Below are 16202 nucleotides of genomic sequence, written 5' to 3' on the forward strand. Positions count from 1 at the left end.
ACCATGTCGGTACGACACCACCGCACCACCCCGCCCGGGTCCGGCCCGGCGTGGCCCGGCCCAGCCACGCCCCGGTCAGGGCAGCCGGGCCTCCAGGGCGTCGAGCGCGGTGGCGACGGTCGGGGTGACCGTGAGCAGGTCCAGGCCGGCCGGCTTGAGGAAGGTCTGGTCGGTGATCGTGCCCAGCCAGTCGAGCAACGGGCGGTAGAAGCCGTCGGTGTCGACCAGCACCATCGGCTTCGCGTGCATGGCCAGCGTGGCGGTGGTCCAGACCTCGAACAGCTCGTCCAGGGTGCCGAGGCCGCCGGGCAGGGTGAGGAACGCGTCCGACTTCTCGATCATGACGGTCTTCCGACTGGCCATGCCGTCGGTGACGAGCAGTTCGTCCGAGGCCAGGTCGGCGACCTCCAGGTCCACCAGCGTCTGCGGGATCACCCCGACGGTGCGCCCGCCGGCCGCCCGCGCCCCGTCGACGAGCGCGCCCATCATGCCGACGCAGCCGCCGCCACTGACCACCGTGTGGCCGCGCCGGGCCAGCTCCGCGCCGGTCTCGGCGGCCAGATCCAGCCAGCGCTGGTCGAGGGTACGGGAGGACGCACAGAAGACACAGATCGCCGCCACCTGCTCAGCCCTCCCGGCCGTCGACGATGCCCCGGCCCGCGCCACCGGTGTCGTTGGGCTCCGTGCCGGTGGACCCGGTGCCGGTGGACGTCGTACCCGGGGAGGGGGTGGCGGTGTCGGCGGCCCGGCGGGCGGCCTGCTGGTCGGCGGCGGTACGCGCCACCGCCGCCTCGCGGACCGCCTCCTGGTCGGCGGCGAGCGCCGCCTCGGCCTCGACGATGTGCCGGACCGCGGCGTCCACGTCGTCGGTGAGGCAGATCAGCTCCAGGTCCACCGGGCCGATCTTGCCCTCGGCGGCCATGCTGTCCCGCAGCCAGTCGAGCAGCCCGCGCCAGTAGTCGGTGCCCATGAGCACCACCGGGAAGCGGGTCACCTTGCCGGTCTGCACCAGGGTCAACGCCTCGAACAGCTCGTCCATGGTGCCGAACCCGCCCGGCAGCACGACGAACGCCTGGGCGTACTTGACGAACATGGTCTTGCGGGCGAAGAAGTAGCGGAAGTCGATGGCCAGGTCGACCCAGTCGTTGAGCCCCTGCTCGAAGGGGAGTTCGATGCCCAGCCCGACGGAGAGGCCGCCGGCCTCGCTGGCCCCCCGGTTGGCCGCCTCCATCACGCCGGGTCCGCCGCCGGTGATCACCGCGTAACCGGCCCGGGCGAGGCCCGCGCCCAACTCCTCGGCCAGTCGGCACTCGGGACTGTCGGGTTTACTACGGGCGGAGCCGAAGACGCTCACCGCGGGCGGCAGATCGGCCAACGTGTCGAAGCCCTCGACGAACTCGGCGAGGATGCGCAGCGCGCGCCAGGCGTCCTTGGTCTTCCAGTCGCTGCGCCCCCGGGAGTCGAGCAACCGCTGGTCGGCGGTGCTGGTGGGGATCGCGCCACGGCGCAGCGTGACCGCACCCCGGTGCCGCTCCGGATCGCGGCCCGACTGCCGCCCGTTGGTCTGACTCATGACAGCCACCGTAGTGGAGACGCACGTCAGGGCGGTGCCGGCCGACGGGTCGGAGAAAAAGTTCGCGATCTTGGGCAACTAAATCTGTCGCCCGTACGTCTTACTATTCACATACCGGGTATGGCCCGGCGCGCGCCTTCGGGGGAGGAGCAAGCGTGATCAGCAGCAACGAGCGGATGCGGATCCGTCGACAGATGCAGCGAAGGATCAACGAGGTGGTGGCCGAGCGTCGCCGCGCCCGACAGCTGGAGGTCCCGGTGGAGCCGGCCGCCAAGCCCGTCGAGCCCACCGAGCCCGACAGTCCCCGCCTCACCACCGTCTGACACCACCAGCCGGACCCGCGTCACCCGGCCGGAGCACCGCCCCGGCCCGCACCACCCGACCGGCACGCCGCCGCACACCCCTGGCCGGCCACCCGAACCTTCACCCGTACCTACCGAGGCCCCCGCGATCCCCCGACCCGGGGGCCTCACCACACCCACCGCACCCCGCCGCCCACCGCCCCGCGCTGTTGCACTCGGTGATCAAGAGGTTTGCGTCACGGGAGAGCGCTCTCGATGACGCAAACCTCTTGATCACCAGGGCGAGCCGGGCCGGAGCGCGCCCGGACCCGGGCGGGCCGGGGTGGGGCGGGGGAGGTCAGGCGGGGGCCAGCCAGCGGTGGAGGGTGGCGGCGCCGTCGCGGATCTTGGTGAGTTCGACGTGCTCGTCCCTGTGGTGGGCGAGGTTGGGGTCGCCGGGGCCGAAGTTCAGCGCGGGGATGCCCATCGCCGCGAACCGGGCCACGTCGGTCCAGCCCAGCTTGCCGATCGGGGCGGCACCCACGGCCGCCAGGAACTCCTGGGCCACCGGCGCGTCGAGTCCCGGGGCCGCGCCGGCAGCCGCGTCGGTGATCGCCAGGTCGTAGCCGGCGAAGACCTCCCGCAGGTGCGCCTCGGCCGCCGCCGGGTCACGGTCCGGGGCGTACCGGTAGTTGATCTCGATTGCGCAGCGGTCGGGGACGACGTTGCCGGCCACGCCGCCGTCGATCCGTACCGCGTTGAGGCCCTCGCGGTAGTCGCAGCCGTCGATGGTGACCCGCCGGGCCCGGTAGTCGCCGAGGCGGCGGAGCACCTCGCCCGCGCCGTGGATGGCGTTGACCCCGCGCCAGGAGCGGGCCGCGTGGGCGCGTTCGCCCGGCACCGTGACGATCGCCCGCATGGTGCCCTGGCAGCCGGCCTCCACGATGCCGTACGTCGGTTCCAGCAGCACCGCGAAGTCGGCCCGGAGCCACTCCGGGTGGGCCTCGGCGACCAGGGTGAGCCCGTTGTACCGGGACTCGATCTCCTCGGCCTCGTAGAAGAAGTACGTCACGTCGTACCGGGGGTCGGGCAGGGTCACCGCCAGGTGCAGCGCAAAGGCCACCCCGGACTTCATGTCGGAGGTGCCGCAGCCGTACATCAGGTCCCCGCGCATGGTCGACGGGAAGTTGTCGTTGTGCGGCACCGTGTCCAGGTGCCCGGCGAGCACCACCCGTGAGGACCGGCCGAGATCCGTCCGCGCCATCACGGTGTTGCCGTGCCGGAAGGTGCTCAGGTGCGGCACCCGGCGCAGCACCTCCTCGACACAGTCGGCGATGGCCTTCTCGTCGAGGGAGACGGACTCGATGTCGACGAGGGCGCGGGTCAGCGCCACCGGATCGGCCAGGACCTCGGGGGTCAGCGGGTTCTCCATGATTCGCACGGTACCGTCCTGAACGGTGGGCGTGAGGGGTGAGCCCACCGGCCCCGCAGCCGCGAACGAGAGGGTAGAACAGTGACGTCCCAATCCGCCTGGGGTATCGGCCTGGCCACCGTGACCGCCGCAGAGCAGGTGCTCGACACCTGGTACCCGACCGGCAAGCTGGGTCTGGGTGAGCTGCCGCTGGTCCCCGGCGAGGACCAGGCCGACGTGCTGGACCTGCCGCGCGGCGCGATCGGCGAGCGGGCCCTGCCGGGCCTGCGTACGGTGCAGGTGGTCACCGTGATCGGCGCGCTGGACGAGCCGATCAAGGACGCCGCCGACGCGTACCTGCGGCTGCACCTGCTCTCCCACCGCCTGGTGCGGCCCAACGAGCTGAACCTCGACGGCATCTTCGCCCAACTGGCGAACGTCGCGTGGACCTCGGCCGGCCCGTGCCCGCCGGAGCGGGTGGACGAGCTGCGGGTGATCGAGCGGGCCGCCGGCCGCCACCTGGCCGTGTACGGGGTGGACAAGTTCCCCCGGATGACCGACTACGTGGTGCCCGCCGGGGTGCGGATCGCCGACGCGGACCGGGTCCGGCTCGGCGCGCACCTCGCCGCCGGCACCACCGTGATGCACGAGGGTTTCGTCAACTTCAACGCCGGCACGCTGGGCACCTCGATGGTCGAGGGCCGGATCGTGCAGGGCGTGGTGGTCGGTGACGGCTCCGACATCGGCGGCGGCGCGTCGATCATGGGCACCCTCTCCGGCGGTGGCACCGACCGGGTGCGCATCGGCGCACGGAGCCTGATCGGCGCGAACGCCGGGGTCGGCATCTCGCTCGGGGACGACTGCGTGGTCGAGGCCGGCTGCTACATCACCGCCGCCTCCAAGATCACCCTGCCGGACGGCCGGGTGATGAAGGCCCGCGAGCTGTCCGGCGTCGACGGCCTGCTGTTCTGGCGCAACTCGGTGACCGGGGCGTTGGAGGCGAAGCCGCGCACCGGCCAGGGCATCACGCTCAACGCCGCCCTGCACGCCAACGACTGAGCCGCCCGGCGACGCCGTCGGCACACGCGTGGTCCGGGCCCGCGACGGTTCCCGTCGCGGGCCCGGACGTCTGATCACTTCAGGCGGTACGCCTGGATGATCCGGGTGCTCGCGGTGTTGCCCTCGGTGTCCCGGGCGGTCGCCCGCAGGGACGCGTACCCGGCCCCCGCCGGGTGCTTGACCAACGCCACCGTGCCCTGGCCCGGCACCTTCACCACGGTCGCCCGTCGCCAGGTCCTCCCCCCGTCGTACGACACGTCGACGCTGAGCTTCGCCAGCGTGGCGGTGCCGGCGCCCGGCTGCCGCCGTACCTGCACCGGGACGGCGAAGACCTGCCCGGCCGGGGCGGTGTTGTCGACCCTCAGCTGCGGGATGAACCGGATCTCCGACAGTGGCAGCAGCTTCGGCGTGTCACCGGCCACGTGCCCGGACCGGAACGTCCAGCTCGCCTCCACCTCGGTGCCGAGGTCGATGAGGCTCCGCGTCGCCTCGACGGTCAGCCGGTAGTCGCCTGCCGCCTTCGGCACGGTGAACTCGCCGTACCCCGGGTTGTCGGTCTCCTCCACCAGCGTGCCGTTGCGCCACAGCGCGGTACGGGCGCGGTCGGTCAACGACCCGCCGGGGTGCCCGGCCCCGTCGGCGTGCAGCGCCACGCTCACCAGGACGGTGTCCCCGATCCGGGTGACGCCGTCCCCCGGCCAGCGCGGGGCGGGCAGGGACGGCCCGAGCGGCGCGGCCCCCCAGGTCTCGGTGACCCGACGGCCGGCCTGGTACTTCGTGGGCAGGCCCAGCAGGATCGCCTGGACGTCCAGCCAGCCCAGCTCCGGGTCGCGGATGCCGAAGTCCAGCTCGGACTCCCAGCGCATGCCCCTGGTGCTGTAGTGCTCGGTGCGCTGGCCGGGCACGTCGGTGGGAAGGACGACCGCCCAGCCGCCGAGGTCGTAGCCGCTGTTCGGGAAGACCAGCCGTTCCGCTTCCATCGTGGGGTACGGGTCACGGAACTTGTGCACCACCGTGGCCAGGTCGCCCCGCCGGTAGTCGCGCACCAGCCCGCTGGGCAGCTTGCCCGGCACGACCTCGCCCAGCGCGTACAGGTAGGGGCTGACCTCGGCCTCCCGGTCGGCCCACTGGCTGTTGAAGGTGGCGACGAACTCGTCGGCCGGCACCGCCTTGCCGAGTTGCCCGGTGGACAGCCCGTCGAAGGTGTCGAACGAGACGATGCCGAACCCGTAGCTGCCGCCGTCGGGCAGCAGGTAGTTGGCGCTGATGTCGACCAGGGCGACCCTGGCGTCGGCCTGCGGGACGGTCATCCGTACCGGCTTGGCCTTCCGCAGGTCGACGGTGACCGCCGTGTCGCCGGCGACCACCAGTTCCGGCTGGGCGAGCATGGCCAGGCCGCCCGACTCCCCGTCCGGGCCCGGCTCGAAGAAGACGCTGCTCAGGCCGTACCTGCCCGTGGGGACCCGGAGTTCGACGACGCCGTCAGCCTCGAACACGTCGCGGACGTCGCCGTCCGCGAGGTCGACCAGGGCGGTCGAGTAGTCGCCGCCCGGCTTGCCGCTGCGGTCGAGGTGGGTGAGCGTGACGGTGTAGCTCTCCACCTCCCGGTGCACGGCCAGCGGGGTCACCGCGACGGTGCCGCCGGAGCGGGCCACCACCCGGCCGGTCCAGTAGCCGTCGACACCGAGCCGGGTGTCCGCCGTGACGGTGGTCTCGGCCCGGCCGCCCGCCGGGACGGTGATCCGGTTGACGCCGAGGGTGAACATGCCGGCCGGGGCGGCGTTCCCGCCCGGCCCCTTGGCCTCGACGGTCAGGTCGAGGGTGAGCGGCGTGACGCCGCCGTTGTGCCAGGCGACGGTCCGGGTGATCGGGGCGTCGTCGCCGTGCGGCCACAGGGCCCGGCCGAACGAGACGCTGACCGGGTCGGTGGTGACCTGCTCGGTGATCGCCCGGGTCAGGTCCACCCGGCCGGCGCCCTGCTCGTAGGCGGTCTGCGTCGGGTGCGGCTTGGCGGCGGCCATCAGGGTCGCCTTGAGCTGCCCGGCCTTCCAGCCCGGGTGCTGCTGGGCGAGCAGCGCCACCGAGCCGGCCACGTGCGGGGTGGCCATCGACGTGCCGGAGAGCGCGACGTACTTCGTGCCGACGGGGTCGCCGATCTGGCCGTCGACGGAGCGGGCGGCCACGATGTCGACACCGGGGGCGGTGATGTCGGGCTTGAGCGCGTCGTCGCCGACGCGGGGGCCCCGGCTGGAGAAGTAGGCGAGTTCGTCGTCCCGGTCGACCGCGCCGACGGCGAGCGCGGCGTCGGCGGTGGACGGCGAGCCGACCGAGCCGACCGAGCCGTCGTTGCCGGCGGCGATGACGAACAGGCTGCCGGTCTGGGCGGTCAGCGTCTGGACGGCCTCCTCCAGCGGGTCGACCTCGGGGGTGTCGCCGCCACCGAGGCTCATGTTGACCACGGCGGCCTTCTTCTCGGTGGTGGCCCACTGCATGCCGGCCAGGATCGCCGACTCGGCGCAGCCGAACTCCTCGCAGACCTTGCCGTCGAGCAGCGTCGCATCAGGTGCGACGCCCCGGTACTTCCCGCCGGAGGCGGCACCGCTGCCGGCGATGGTGGAGGCGACGTGGGTGCCGTGCCCGACGGTGTCCCGCTGGTCGGGCGTGTCGCTGAAGTTGCGGGCCTCACCGACCTTGCCGGCCAGGTCGGGGTGGGTGGCGTCGATGCCGGTGTCCAGCAGCGCGACGGTCACCCCCTTGCCGGTCCAGCCGGCCGCCCAGGCGGTGGGCGCGCCGATCTGGGGCACGCTGTGGTCGAGGGAGAGCGCGCGCCGACCGTCCAGCCAGATCCGCTCGACGCCCCCTGCCGCGTCGAGCCGGGCTCCGGCGTCGCCGCCGGTCAGCGTCGACCAGACCGCGCCGGTCGAGGACTTGCCGGCGGTCAGTGCCGCGCCCTGGATCGCCGGCAGGTCGCGGGTCACCCGGGTGCCCGGCAGCACGGCCGCGCCGCGCCGGGCCTGCCCCTCGCGGTACGACACCAGCAGCGGCAGGTTGTCGCGGTGGGCGTCGTCGTAGCGGGCGGCGATCAGGCCGGTGACGTCGAACAGCCGCCTGTCGACCTGCCCGGAGCGCAGCAGCGGCACCGCGTCGCGGGGCACCACGGAGAGGTGGCCGCGTTCCCGGCGGACCAGGAACTGCTGGTGTTCCCGGCCGGCACCGGGGCGCACGGCGGCGCCGCCGGTGCGGGTGACGGTGACCTGGTCCCCGGTGATCAGGGTGACGGTGCTGGAGCCGGCGGCCGGCGTGGCCGGCCGGGGCGCGGCGGGGCCGGCGGGCGCGGCGTGCGCGCCCGTCGCCGGCAGACCGAGGGCCAGGGCGAGCACCAGCCCGCCGGCCGCGGTTCTTCTGCTTCGGTGCAACGGAACCTCCTCCTGGGACGTCTACATGACAGGAGCCGTCGAGATGACAGGCCACCTCACGAGGAGCGAGTCACATCGACGCCCCAGAATTGCATACCGAGTATGCAAAAAGAAGTCCGGGGAATGACCGTCCGGACACATTGCCGAGACACGACCGACCCGTTTCCGTCCCGCCGGCCCACCCGATCGGCGACGATCACCTGGTGACGTCCATGAGGGAACGCATGCTGGCCGGCGAGCCGTACGTCGCGGACGATCCCGAGATCGTCGCGGACCTCGACCGCGCCGCACGGCTGGCCGAACGCTTCAACCGCAGCCCCGCCGACGACCCGCAGGGCCGGCTCGCCGCCCTGCGCGACCTGCTCGGCAGCGTCGGCGAGGACGCCCAGGTACGCCCACCGTTGTACTGCGACTACGGCTGGCAGACCCACCTGGGGGACCGCAGCTTCGTCAACTTCAACGCCGTCCTGCTCGACGTCGCCCGGATCACCATCGGCGCCGACGTCCAGATCGGACCGAACGTGCAGCTCCTCACCGCCACCCACCCGGTCGAGGCCCAGGCGCGAAGGGCGAAGTGGGAGGCCGCCCAGCCGATCACCATCGGGGACAACGTCTGGCTCGGCGGCGGGGTGATCGTCCTCGCCGGAGTGACCGTCGGAGAGAACACGGTGGTCGGCGCGGGCGCGGTGGTCACCCGCGACCTGCCTCCCAACGTGGTGGCCGTGGGTAACCCCGCGCGGGTGATCCGCACCCTGCAATAACAGCTTGAGCTGCCAAAACCTCGACGCAACCGTGGGCGAACGGCAAATTCCGATGCACTCTGGGTAGTGACGTCGTCACCAGGGAGCACCGATGGCCGAGCGGGTACTCGAACTTCGGGTACACGGCGTGTCCAACACCCCGCCCGACCAGATCCTCGGCCTGCCCGCCGACCCGACCGGCACCGGCCCGCAACCCCGGCTCGTCTCCGGCGGCGACGTCACCGGCTTCTACCGCGCCAGCGACTCCGCCCCGGACGACCCCGTCGTCGTCGAGGCGTACAGCTGGGGGCAGTTGACCTCGGGGGCGCGCACCGCGCGGGACGTCGAACGCGCCCTGTGGACGCTGCTGCTGCCGTTCACCCTGGCCAACGTCGCCCTGTACGCCCGACCCGGCATTTCGCCCGACCCGGACGCCGAACGCTGGGGCAGCCGCGCCGGTATCACCGCCTGGCTGATCCGGCTGTTCTGCCTCAGCCTCACCGGCACCCTGGTGCTCGCCACCACCGGCATCGGGGTCGACCTGATCGCCTGGCAGTGCGTCGACCAGGAGTGCCTGCGGCAACTGCCCGGCCCGTGGGAGTTCCTCGGCCGGGGCTGGTGGCGCGCCGACGCCCACGCGCTCGCCGTCGGCCTGCTGGTGCCGTTGGCGATGCTGCTGGTGCTCGGCATCGTCTCCTGGCGCACCTACCAGTACGAGGCCGAGATGCCCGCCGAACCCAGCCCCCCGGCCGGCGACGGGGAGCACCCCGCCGAGCCGGCGTCCGACCCGGCCAACCCGTTGCAGGACCCCACCTTCTGGGGCGGGGAGGGGCAGCTGCGCCGCGCCGCCGTGCTGCACCTGTGCGTCGGCGCGGTGCTCGCCGCGGCGGTGCCCGTCGGCGCGGTGCTGGTGCTGGACCCGGCCCGGGGCGTCCGGGCCGTGGTCGCCGTCCCGACCGTCGCCGCCCTGGTCACGGTCGTCGTGATCGCGGTGGTGGCGGTGGGCCGCCCCTGGCTGACCCGACGCAGCGGGGCCGCCCCGCTCGGCCGGTGGAGCCTCGCCGTCGCCGTGCTCACCGGCCTCGCGCTGGCCGGCACCTTCACCCTCCTGCTGCTGCCGGACGGCCCCGCCGGCACCCCGCTGGCCGAGTTCCGCCCGCCGGCCGGCTGCACCCGCGACCCCGGCCTCGCCGGCTGCCGCGACGACCACTCGCTGCCCGGCTACGACGGGCTGATCGCCTGGCTCGCCACCTACCAGGTGCTGCTGCTGATCGCCATCGGCACGGTCGCCCGCTCCGGCCGCCGCGCACTGCCCCTCCCCGGCACCGCCGCCGTGCTGCTGCCCCTCGGCATGGCCTGGCTCGACGGCCGGCTGCCCGGCGTCCCCACCGCCCCCGACGGACTGCGGATCTGGATGCTCGCCGCCCCCGCCATCGCGCTCGCCGCGACCGGACTGCTGCTGCCCCGCACCGGCAACGACGCCAGCCAGCAACCACTCGGCGTGCACACCGACGTCGCCTGGGGCGGACGCGGGGCCGCCGTGATCGCCGGCTTCGGCTGGATGATGGCCATCGCCTACTGCGCCGGCCTGCTCTACTGGGTCACCAACCGGCTCGACGGGGCCGCCTCGCCCAGCGGATTCTCCCCGATCGTGCCGCCCCTGCCGGTGATCTGGGCCGGGCTGGCCTTCACCGTCGCCACCGCCGCCCTGCTCGGCACGCTGGTCCGCGCCGGGGTGCTCTTCCACCGGCTGCGGCGCGTCGAATACCTCCGGCTCACCGCCGCCGGGCAGGCCCTCTCCGCGCACGACCTGCGCCGCTGCCGGCACGTCAGCGCCTTCCGCGCGCTGCACCGCCTGGTCGGCGAGCACACGGTACGGCTGATCGGCTGCTACGCCACCATCGCGGCGGTGCTCGTGACACTGTCCTGCGTGGCGGCGCTGAACCGGACCCGCCCGGCGCCGGCCGACGCGTCGGGCTGGCCGGGGCTGGTGCACGCCGCCGCCGACCTCGGGGACACCCTGCTGGGCTGGCTGCCGCTGGTGGTCGCCGGTCTCGGCATGCTCGTCTACCGCAACGACACCGTCCGGCGCAGCGTCGGGGTGCTGTGGGACGTCGGCACCTTCTGGCCGCGCGCCGCGCACCCGCTCGCCCCACCCAGCTACGCCGAACGCGCCGTCCCCGAGTTGCAGACCCGGATCGCCGGCATCCTGGCGCTGACCGAGCGCGACCCCCGCCGGATGGACGGGGTGATCCTCTCCGGGCACAGCCAGGGCACGGTGATCTGCGCGGCGACCCTGCTCCAACTGCCGACCCGGTGGCGGCGACGGATCTGGTTCCTGTCGTACGGCTGCCAACTCACCCGGCTCTACGGGCGGGTCTTCCCCGCCTACTTCGGCCCGGCCCGGCTCCGGGTGCTCGCCCACGCGCTGACCTGGCCCTCCGGCCACGTCGCCTGGACCAACTTCTGGCGGGACACCGACCCGCTCGGCTGGCAGGTCAACGCCGGGGAACGGGACGTGCCGGTGACCGACCCGGAGGCGCTGCACCCCACCGGGGGCGAGGTCGCCGACCCACCGATCCGCAACCACAGCGGCTACCCGGAGGCGGCGGAGTTCCACCGGGAACGGGCCCTGGTGGCCCGGCTGCTGCGGCGTACCGTCCCGTCACCCCGGGTCGGTTGACCGGATCACCAGGTCGGCCCGGTCGGCGGTGCCCGCCACCACTGCGGCGTTCGCCTCGTCGCTGCCGTACGCCCAGGCCTGCGCCGCCTCCGGCGACCGCCCGTACGCCACGTGCCGCGCCACCAGCCGGCGCAGCCGTGCCCCGGCGTCCAGGTCGAGGAACCACGCCTCGTGCAGCAGCGACCGCACCTCGTCCCACGGCGACTCGGCGAGCAGCAGGTAGTTGCCCTCGGTCACCACCAGCCGGACCGAGGGCGGCACCTCCACCGCCCCGGCCACCGGCTCCTCCAGATCACGGCGGAACAGCGGCGCGTACACGGCGGTCGGCTCCAACCGGCGCAACCGGCGCAGCAACGACACGTACCCGTTGGCGTCGAAGGTGTCGACCGCGCCCTTGCGGTCGGCCCGGCCCAACCGGACCAGCTCCGCCTGGGCGAGGTGGAAGCCGTCCATCGGCACCAGTCGGGCGCTCGGGCCGACCGCCGCGACGATCCGCTCGGCCAGGGTTGACTTGCCGGCCCCGGGCGCACCGGCGATGCCCAGCAGTTGCCGGGGGCCGGCGTGGGCGAGCGACCGGGCCCTGGCCACCAGGTCGTCGAGGGAGAACGGACGCGCCCCGGGCATCAGGTCAGGACCGGGTCGCTGATGGTGAACCGGGCCCGGACCACCGCGTGCACCGACTGCGGGCGGGGGTCCAGATCCAGCTCCGGCGGGCCGCCCTGGCGGGTCTGGTGGACGTACACCGCCCCGCCCATGCCGGAGCCCTCGTCGGTGTCGGCCAGCTCCAGGAGCGCGGTCACCCGCGCGCCGAGCGCCTCGGCGTACTCCCGGGCCCGGCGCAGCGCGTCGGCGATCGCCGCGTGCCGGGCCTCCCGGTGGGCCGGGCTGTCCGGACGCAACGACCACCAGGGGCCGGCCACCTCGACGTGGTCCTGCTCGGCCAGGCGCAGCATCAGCTCGGCCAGGGAGCCGAAGTCGGTGACGGTGACGGTGGTGGAGACGCTGCCCAGGTAGCCGACGACCCGTTCGCCGGAACGGTTCGTCTCGGGACGGACCCGCAGCTCACCGGCCTCCCTGCGGTCCACCGCCGGCTCGTGCTCGTCGAGCAGCACCCGGACGGCGGCGGCCCGCTCGGCGAGCCGGGTCAGGGCGACCTGACGGTCCCGTTCCCGGGCCGTCGCGGTCACCTCGAAGCGGGCCAGTTCGGGCGGCACCTCCCGGTACGCCTCACCGCGCACCGCCACCACCGGTCCGTCCACCACGCACCCACCCTAGCGGCGCGGCCGACGTGCCGCCGGTTTCCACGCGGTCAGGCCGGCCGCAGCCCGGTGTACGTCACCGTCCCCCGCGCCACCGCGCAGCCGGTGAGGTGCCCGCCGGACTCGCCGACCGACCTGACGAACGCCAACTCCCCGGCGGGGTCGGCGTCGAGGTCGAACGCCCGGCGGACCGGCAGTTCCCGGACCGACCGGGCCGCCCGCACCGCGCCGGCCCGCTCGTAGTGGGCCACCAGCGTGGGCAGGTCGTCGTTCCGGACCGCCTCGGCGAGCGCGTCGAGCGCGGCCCGCACCTCGGCCAACTGCCGCAGCACCTGGTCCCGGTTCGCCAACAGCATGGCGGCGGTACGCCGGGCCGGGGTGGTCGCCACCCGGGTGCCGTCGCGGAAGCTGCCGGCGGCGAGCCGGACCACCGCGTCGCGCACCGTCGAGTCGGCGGCGGCCCCGGCCAGACCGCCGGCCAGCAGGTGCGGCACGTGCGAGGACAGCGCCACGACCCGGTCGTGCACCTGCGGCGACATCGGTACGACGTGCGCGCGGAAGACGTCGACCACCAGCCCGACCAGCGCCCGGAACGGCGCCAGCCCGTCGGCGCTCGGGCAGAGCACCCAGGCCGCGTCGGTGAACAGACCGGCCTGGGCGGCGGTGAGCCCGGCCCGTTCGGTGCCGGCCATCGGATGCCCGGGGACGAACCGGCCGGTCAACCCGTGCGCTCCGGCGAACCCGGCGACGGCCTCCTTGGTGCTGCCCACGTCGGTGACGATGCACCGGTCACCGGTCAGCCCCGCCACCGTCAGCAGGGTCTCCGGCAGGCTGGGCAGCGGGCCGCCGAGGAACACCACGTCCCGGTCGCGGACCGCGTCGGCGAGGCCGTCGGGGAAGTCGATGCCCCGGCGGCGGCCCTCGGCCCGGGTCGCCGGGTCCGGGTCCCAGCCGGTCACCCGGACGCCCGCCTCGTGCAGGCGCAGCAGGATCGACCCGCCGATCAGGCCGGTGCCCACCACGGCGACCCGGAGCCGGCCGACGTCCTCACCCACCGCAGCCGCCCTACGGCTGGGCGAGCCGCTGCGCGACCGCCCCGACGTGCGCGTCGGACCCGGTCAGCGCCACCCGGACGTGCCGCTGCCCGGCCGGACCGTAGAAGGCACCGGCGGCGACCAGGATGCCCCGGCGGGCCAGCCAGTCGACGGTGTCCCAGCAGTCCTCGTCCCGGGTGAGCCACAGGTAGAGGCCCGCCTCGGAGTGCTCCAGCCGGAAGCCCGCACCGGTGAACGCGGCGAGCAGCGTCTCCCGCCGGGCCCGGTAGCGTTCCCGCTGCTCGTCGGCGTGCGCCTGGTCGCCGAGCGCGGCCACCATGGCGGCCTGCACCGGCGCCGGGACGATCATGCCGGCGTGCTTGCGGATCTTGAGCAGCTCGGCGACGAGCGTCGGGTCACCGGCGACGAACCCGGCCCGGTAGCCGGCGAGGTTGGAGCGCTTGGACAGCGAGTGCACCGCCAGCACCGAGTCGTACGAGCCGCCGCAGACCTCCGGCGCGAGCACCGACACCGGGGCGGCGTCGGCCGTCCAGCCCAGCGGCAGGTAGCACTCGTCGCTGGCCACCACGGCACCGCGCTCCCGCGCCCAGTCGACCACCTTGCGCAGGTGGGCGGCGGGCAGCACCCGGCCTGTCGGGTTGCCCGGGGAGTTGACCCAGACCAGGCGTACCCGCGAGGTGGGGCCGACCGCGGTCAGCGCGTCGGCACGCACCACCGTGGCACCAGCCAGCCGGGCCCCGTCCTCGTATGTCGGATAGGCGATCGTGGGCACCACGACCACGTCGCCGGGGCCGATCCCGAGCAGGGTGGGCAGCCAGGCGACCAGTTCCTTGGAACCGATCGTCGGCAGCACCCCGAGCCCGTCGACACCGGCGGCGCAGGCGCGCGCCACCCAGCCGGCGATGGCCTGCCGCAGCGTCGGGGTGCCCGCCGTCAACGGGTAACCCGGCGCGTCGGACGCGTCGGCCAGGGCCTGCCGGATCACCGTCGGCACCGGGTCGACAGGCGTACCCATGGAGAGGTTGATCAGGCCGTCCGGGTGCGCCGCGGCCAGGGTGGCCGCGGCGTCCAGGGTGTCCCAGGTGAACTCGGGCAACCGGGCCGACACCGGCACGGGCCGACCCGGCGACACCGGCACGGGCCCGGCCGGGCGCTCCGGCGTAGCCCCGGCCGGTGCCGCTGCGGGCCCGGCCGGCGCCCCGGGTGTCACGGCGGCGGGCCGGTTCAGTGGCCCTCGCCGCGCGGCGGCTGGCCGGCGACGAACGTCGCGTCCTTCTCCACCTTGCCGATCTTCGACGCGCCGCCCGGCGAGCCCAGGTCCTCGAAGAACTCGTAGTTGGCGCCGGTGTAGTCCTTCCACTGCTCGGGGACGTCGTCCTCGTAGAAGATGGCCTCCACCGGGCAGACCGGCTCACAGGCACCACAGTCGACGCATTCGTCGGGGTGGATGTAGAGCATCCGGTTGCCCTCGTAAATGCAGTCGACCGGGCATTCCTCGATGCATGCCTTGTCGAGCACATCCACGCACGGCTCGGCGATGATGTAGGTCACCGGTCTTCTCCTCCGCAAGACTCGTCGCGATCACCCGCGACGCTAAGAGCCTAGTATCTCGCCGGGGAGGAGGTCGATCGTGCTCCGACAGCAGGATGTGGGACACCGGATCGTGGTTCGCCGCATTGTGGGGATTCGTGAGGGCCGGCCCCTCTTCTCGGACGCCCTCGGTGAACTGGTCGAGCTGAGCGAGACCCATCTCACCATCGCCACCGCGCAGGGCCGGGTCCGGGTGCCGGTGGCCGAGGTGCACCGGGCCAAGCGGGTGCCGCCCACCCGCCGGCCCACCGCCTCCGCCGTGGTCGAGCTGGAACTCGCGGCCGACGAGGCGTGGCCCGCGCCGGTACGCGGCCGGCTCGGCGACTGGCTGCTGCGGTCCGCCGACGGCTGGACCGGACGCGCCAACTCGGCCCTGCCGGTCGGCGACCCGGACCGGCCCCTGCCGGCGGCGATCGACGCCATCGAACGCTGGTACGCCGGACACGGCCAACCCGCCATGGTCAACACCCCGTTGCCGCTGGCCGTGCCGGTCGGCGCCGAACTGGACACCCGGGGCTGGACCGCCCGCCCGCTGACCCTGGTCCAGACCGTCCCCCTGACCAGCCTGCTCACCCCGGAGCCCCTCCCCGGAACGTCCCCGGGGCCGGGGGTGGACCATGACGACCGGGTCACGGGCGGCGCGGGCCGGGACGGCGACGGCCCGCCCGTGGTGCTCGACGACGCGCCGTCCGAGGAGTGGCTCGCGGTCGCCGCCGGGCGCAAGGGCGGCCTGCCCGACTCCGCCCGGCACATCCTCACCGCCGTGGCCCGGGTCCGCTTCGCCCAGGTGTACGCCGACGGCAGGCTGCTGGCGACGGCCCGGGGCACGGTCACCGGGCAGGGCCGCTGGCTGGGGCTCAGCCTGATCGAGGTGGCCCCGTCGGCGCGCCGGCAGGGGCTGGCCGCCCGGATGGTCCGGGCCCTGGCCGCATGGGGCGCGACCGAGGGAGCGACGCACGCCTTCCTCCAGGTGGAGCAGCGCAACACCGGGGCGGTGGCGCTCTACCGCAAGCTCGGCTTCACCACCCACCACACCTACCTGACCCGGGTCGCCCCGCCCGGCTGACCCGGCCCGATCGGCTCCTGTGGCCGATGTAGCGGTATCCCATCGGTCCGGATACCGCTACCTGCGCCC

13 protein-coding genes and 1 pseudogene are annotated in these 16202 nt (G+C 74.2%); 5 read left to right on the forward strand and 9 right to left on the reverse strand.

Annotation, left to right across the window (positions count from 1 at the left end; genetic code table 11):
• Positions 1–75: 75 nt before the first annotated feature.
• Complete coding sequence (locus Q2K16_RS15375; protein WP_302746246.1) at positions 76–621, reverse strand: LOG family protein; 546 nt, start codon at positions 619–621, stop codon at positions 76–78.
• A 130-nt stretch (positions 622–751) separates the two neighbouring features.
• Positions 752–1573, reverse strand: a pseudogene (locus tag Q2K16_RS15380) (LOG family protein); the annotation flags it as partial.
• A 155-nt stretch (positions 1574–1728) separates the two neighbouring features.
• Between Q2K16_RS15380 and Q2K16_RS15385 the strand changes: the two are divergent.
• A complete protein-coding gene (locus Q2K16_RS15385) occupies positions 1729–1896 on the forward strand; it encodes a hypothetical protein (protein WP_302746247.1) in 168 nt (55 codons plus the stop codon).
• A 316-nt stretch (positions 1897–2212) separates the two neighbouring features.
• Here the strand turns inward: Q2K16_RS15385 and dapE are convergent, their stop codons facing one another.
• Entirely contained in the window at positions 2213–3286 is a 1074-nt protein-coding gene (gene dapE / locus Q2K16_RS15390; protein WP_302746248.1) for a succinyl-diaminopimelate desuccinylase, read from the reverse strand.
• Between the two features lie 81 nt (positions 3287–3367).
• On the opposite strand from dapE, the gene dapD reads away from it, so the two are divergent.
• The gene (gene dapD / locus Q2K16_RS15395; RefSeq protein WP_302746249.1) at positions 3368–4324 is read left to right on the forward strand and encodes a 2,3,4,5-tetrahydropyridine-2,6-dicarboxylate N-succinyltransferase; all 957 of its coding nucleotides are present in this window, start codon (positions 3368–3370) and stop codon (positions 4322–4324) included.
• Between the two features lie 74 nt (positions 4325–4398).
• Here the strand turns inward: dapD and Q2K16_RS15400 are convergent, their stop codons facing one another.
• Complete coding sequence (locus Q2K16_RS15400; protein WP_302746250.1) at positions 4399–7740, reverse strand: S8 family serine peptidase; 3342 nt, start codon at positions 7738–7740, stop codon at positions 4399–4401.
• A 203-nt stretch (positions 7741–7943) separates the two neighbouring features.
• On the opposite strand from Q2K16_RS15400, the gene Q2K16_RS15405 reads away from it, so the two are divergent.
• Together Q2K16_RS15405 and Q2K16_RS15410 are read left to right on the forward strand one after the other, a co-directional pair.
• Positions 7944–8501: a sugar O-acetyltransferase gene (locus tag Q2K16_RS15405; RefSeq protein WP_302746251.1), complete on the forward strand. Its 558-nt coding sequence runs from the start codon at positions 7944–7946 to the stop codon at positions 8499–8501.
• Positions 8502–8592: 91 nt separating this feature from the next.
• The gene (locus tag Q2K16_RS15410) at positions 8593–11163 is read left to right on the forward strand and encodes a hypothetical protein (protein ID WP_302746252.1); all 2571 of its coding nucleotides are present in this window, start codon (positions 8593–8595) and stop codon (positions 11161–11163) included.
• On the opposite strand, the gene Q2K16_RS15415 is transcribed toward Q2K16_RS15410, so the two are convergent.
• From Q2K16_RS15415 to fdxA, 5 genes are all read right to left on the reverse strand, one after another.
• Complete coding sequence (locus Q2K16_RS15415; protein ID WP_302746253.1) at positions 11146–11787, reverse strand: nucleoside/nucleotide kinase family protein; 642 nt, start codon at positions 11785–11787, stop codon at positions 11146–11148. The genes Q2K16_RS15410 and Q2K16_RS15415 overlap by 18 nt on opposite strands.
• Positions 11787–12425 carry an SIMPL domain-containing protein gene (locus Q2K16_RS15420; RefSeq protein WP_302746254.1) on the reverse strand — a complete coding sequence of 213 codons (639 nt, stop codon included), beginning with the start codon at positions 12423–12425 and terminating at the stop codon, positions 11787–11789. The genes Q2K16_RS15415 and Q2K16_RS15420 overlap by 1 nt, the downstream gene beginning before the upstream one ends.
• 47 nt (positions 12426–12472) lie before the next feature.
• Complete coding sequence (locus Q2K16_RS15425; protein ID WP_302746255.1) at positions 12473–13477, reverse strand: prephenate dehydrogenase; 1005 nt, start codon at positions 13475–13477, stop codon at positions 12473–12475.
• Between the two features lie 10 nt (positions 13478–13487).
• On the reverse strand, positions 13488–14615 hold the full coding sequence (gene dapC, locus Q2K16_RS15430) for a succinyldiaminopimelate transaminase (RefSeq protein ID WP_302746256.1): 1128 nt from the start codon (positions 14613–14615) through the stop codon (positions 13488–13490).
• 86 nt (positions 14616–14701) lie between these two features.
• Positions 14702–15028 (reverse strand): ferredoxin, encoded by a 327-nt coding sequence (fdxA, locus tag Q2K16_RS15435; RefSeq protein ID WP_007072862.1) that lies wholly within the window; start codon positions 15026–15028, stop codon positions 14702–14704.
• Between the two features lie 79 nt (positions 15029–15107).
• Between fdxA and Q2K16_RS15440 the strand changes: the two genes are divergently transcribed.
• Positions 15108–16133: a GNAT family N-acetyltransferase gene (locus Q2K16_RS15440; protein ID WP_302746257.1), complete on the forward strand. Its 1026-nt coding sequence runs from the start codon at positions 15108–15110 to the stop codon at positions 16131–16133.
• Positions 16134–16202: the final 69 nt, after the last annotated feature.

The sequence above is a fragment of the Micromonospora cynarisoli genome, from assembly GCF_030518815.1.
In the GTDB taxonomy this organism is placed as follows: Bacteria; Actinomycetota; Actinomycetes; order Mycobacteriales; family Micromonosporaceae; genus Micromonospora; species Micromonospora wenchangensis.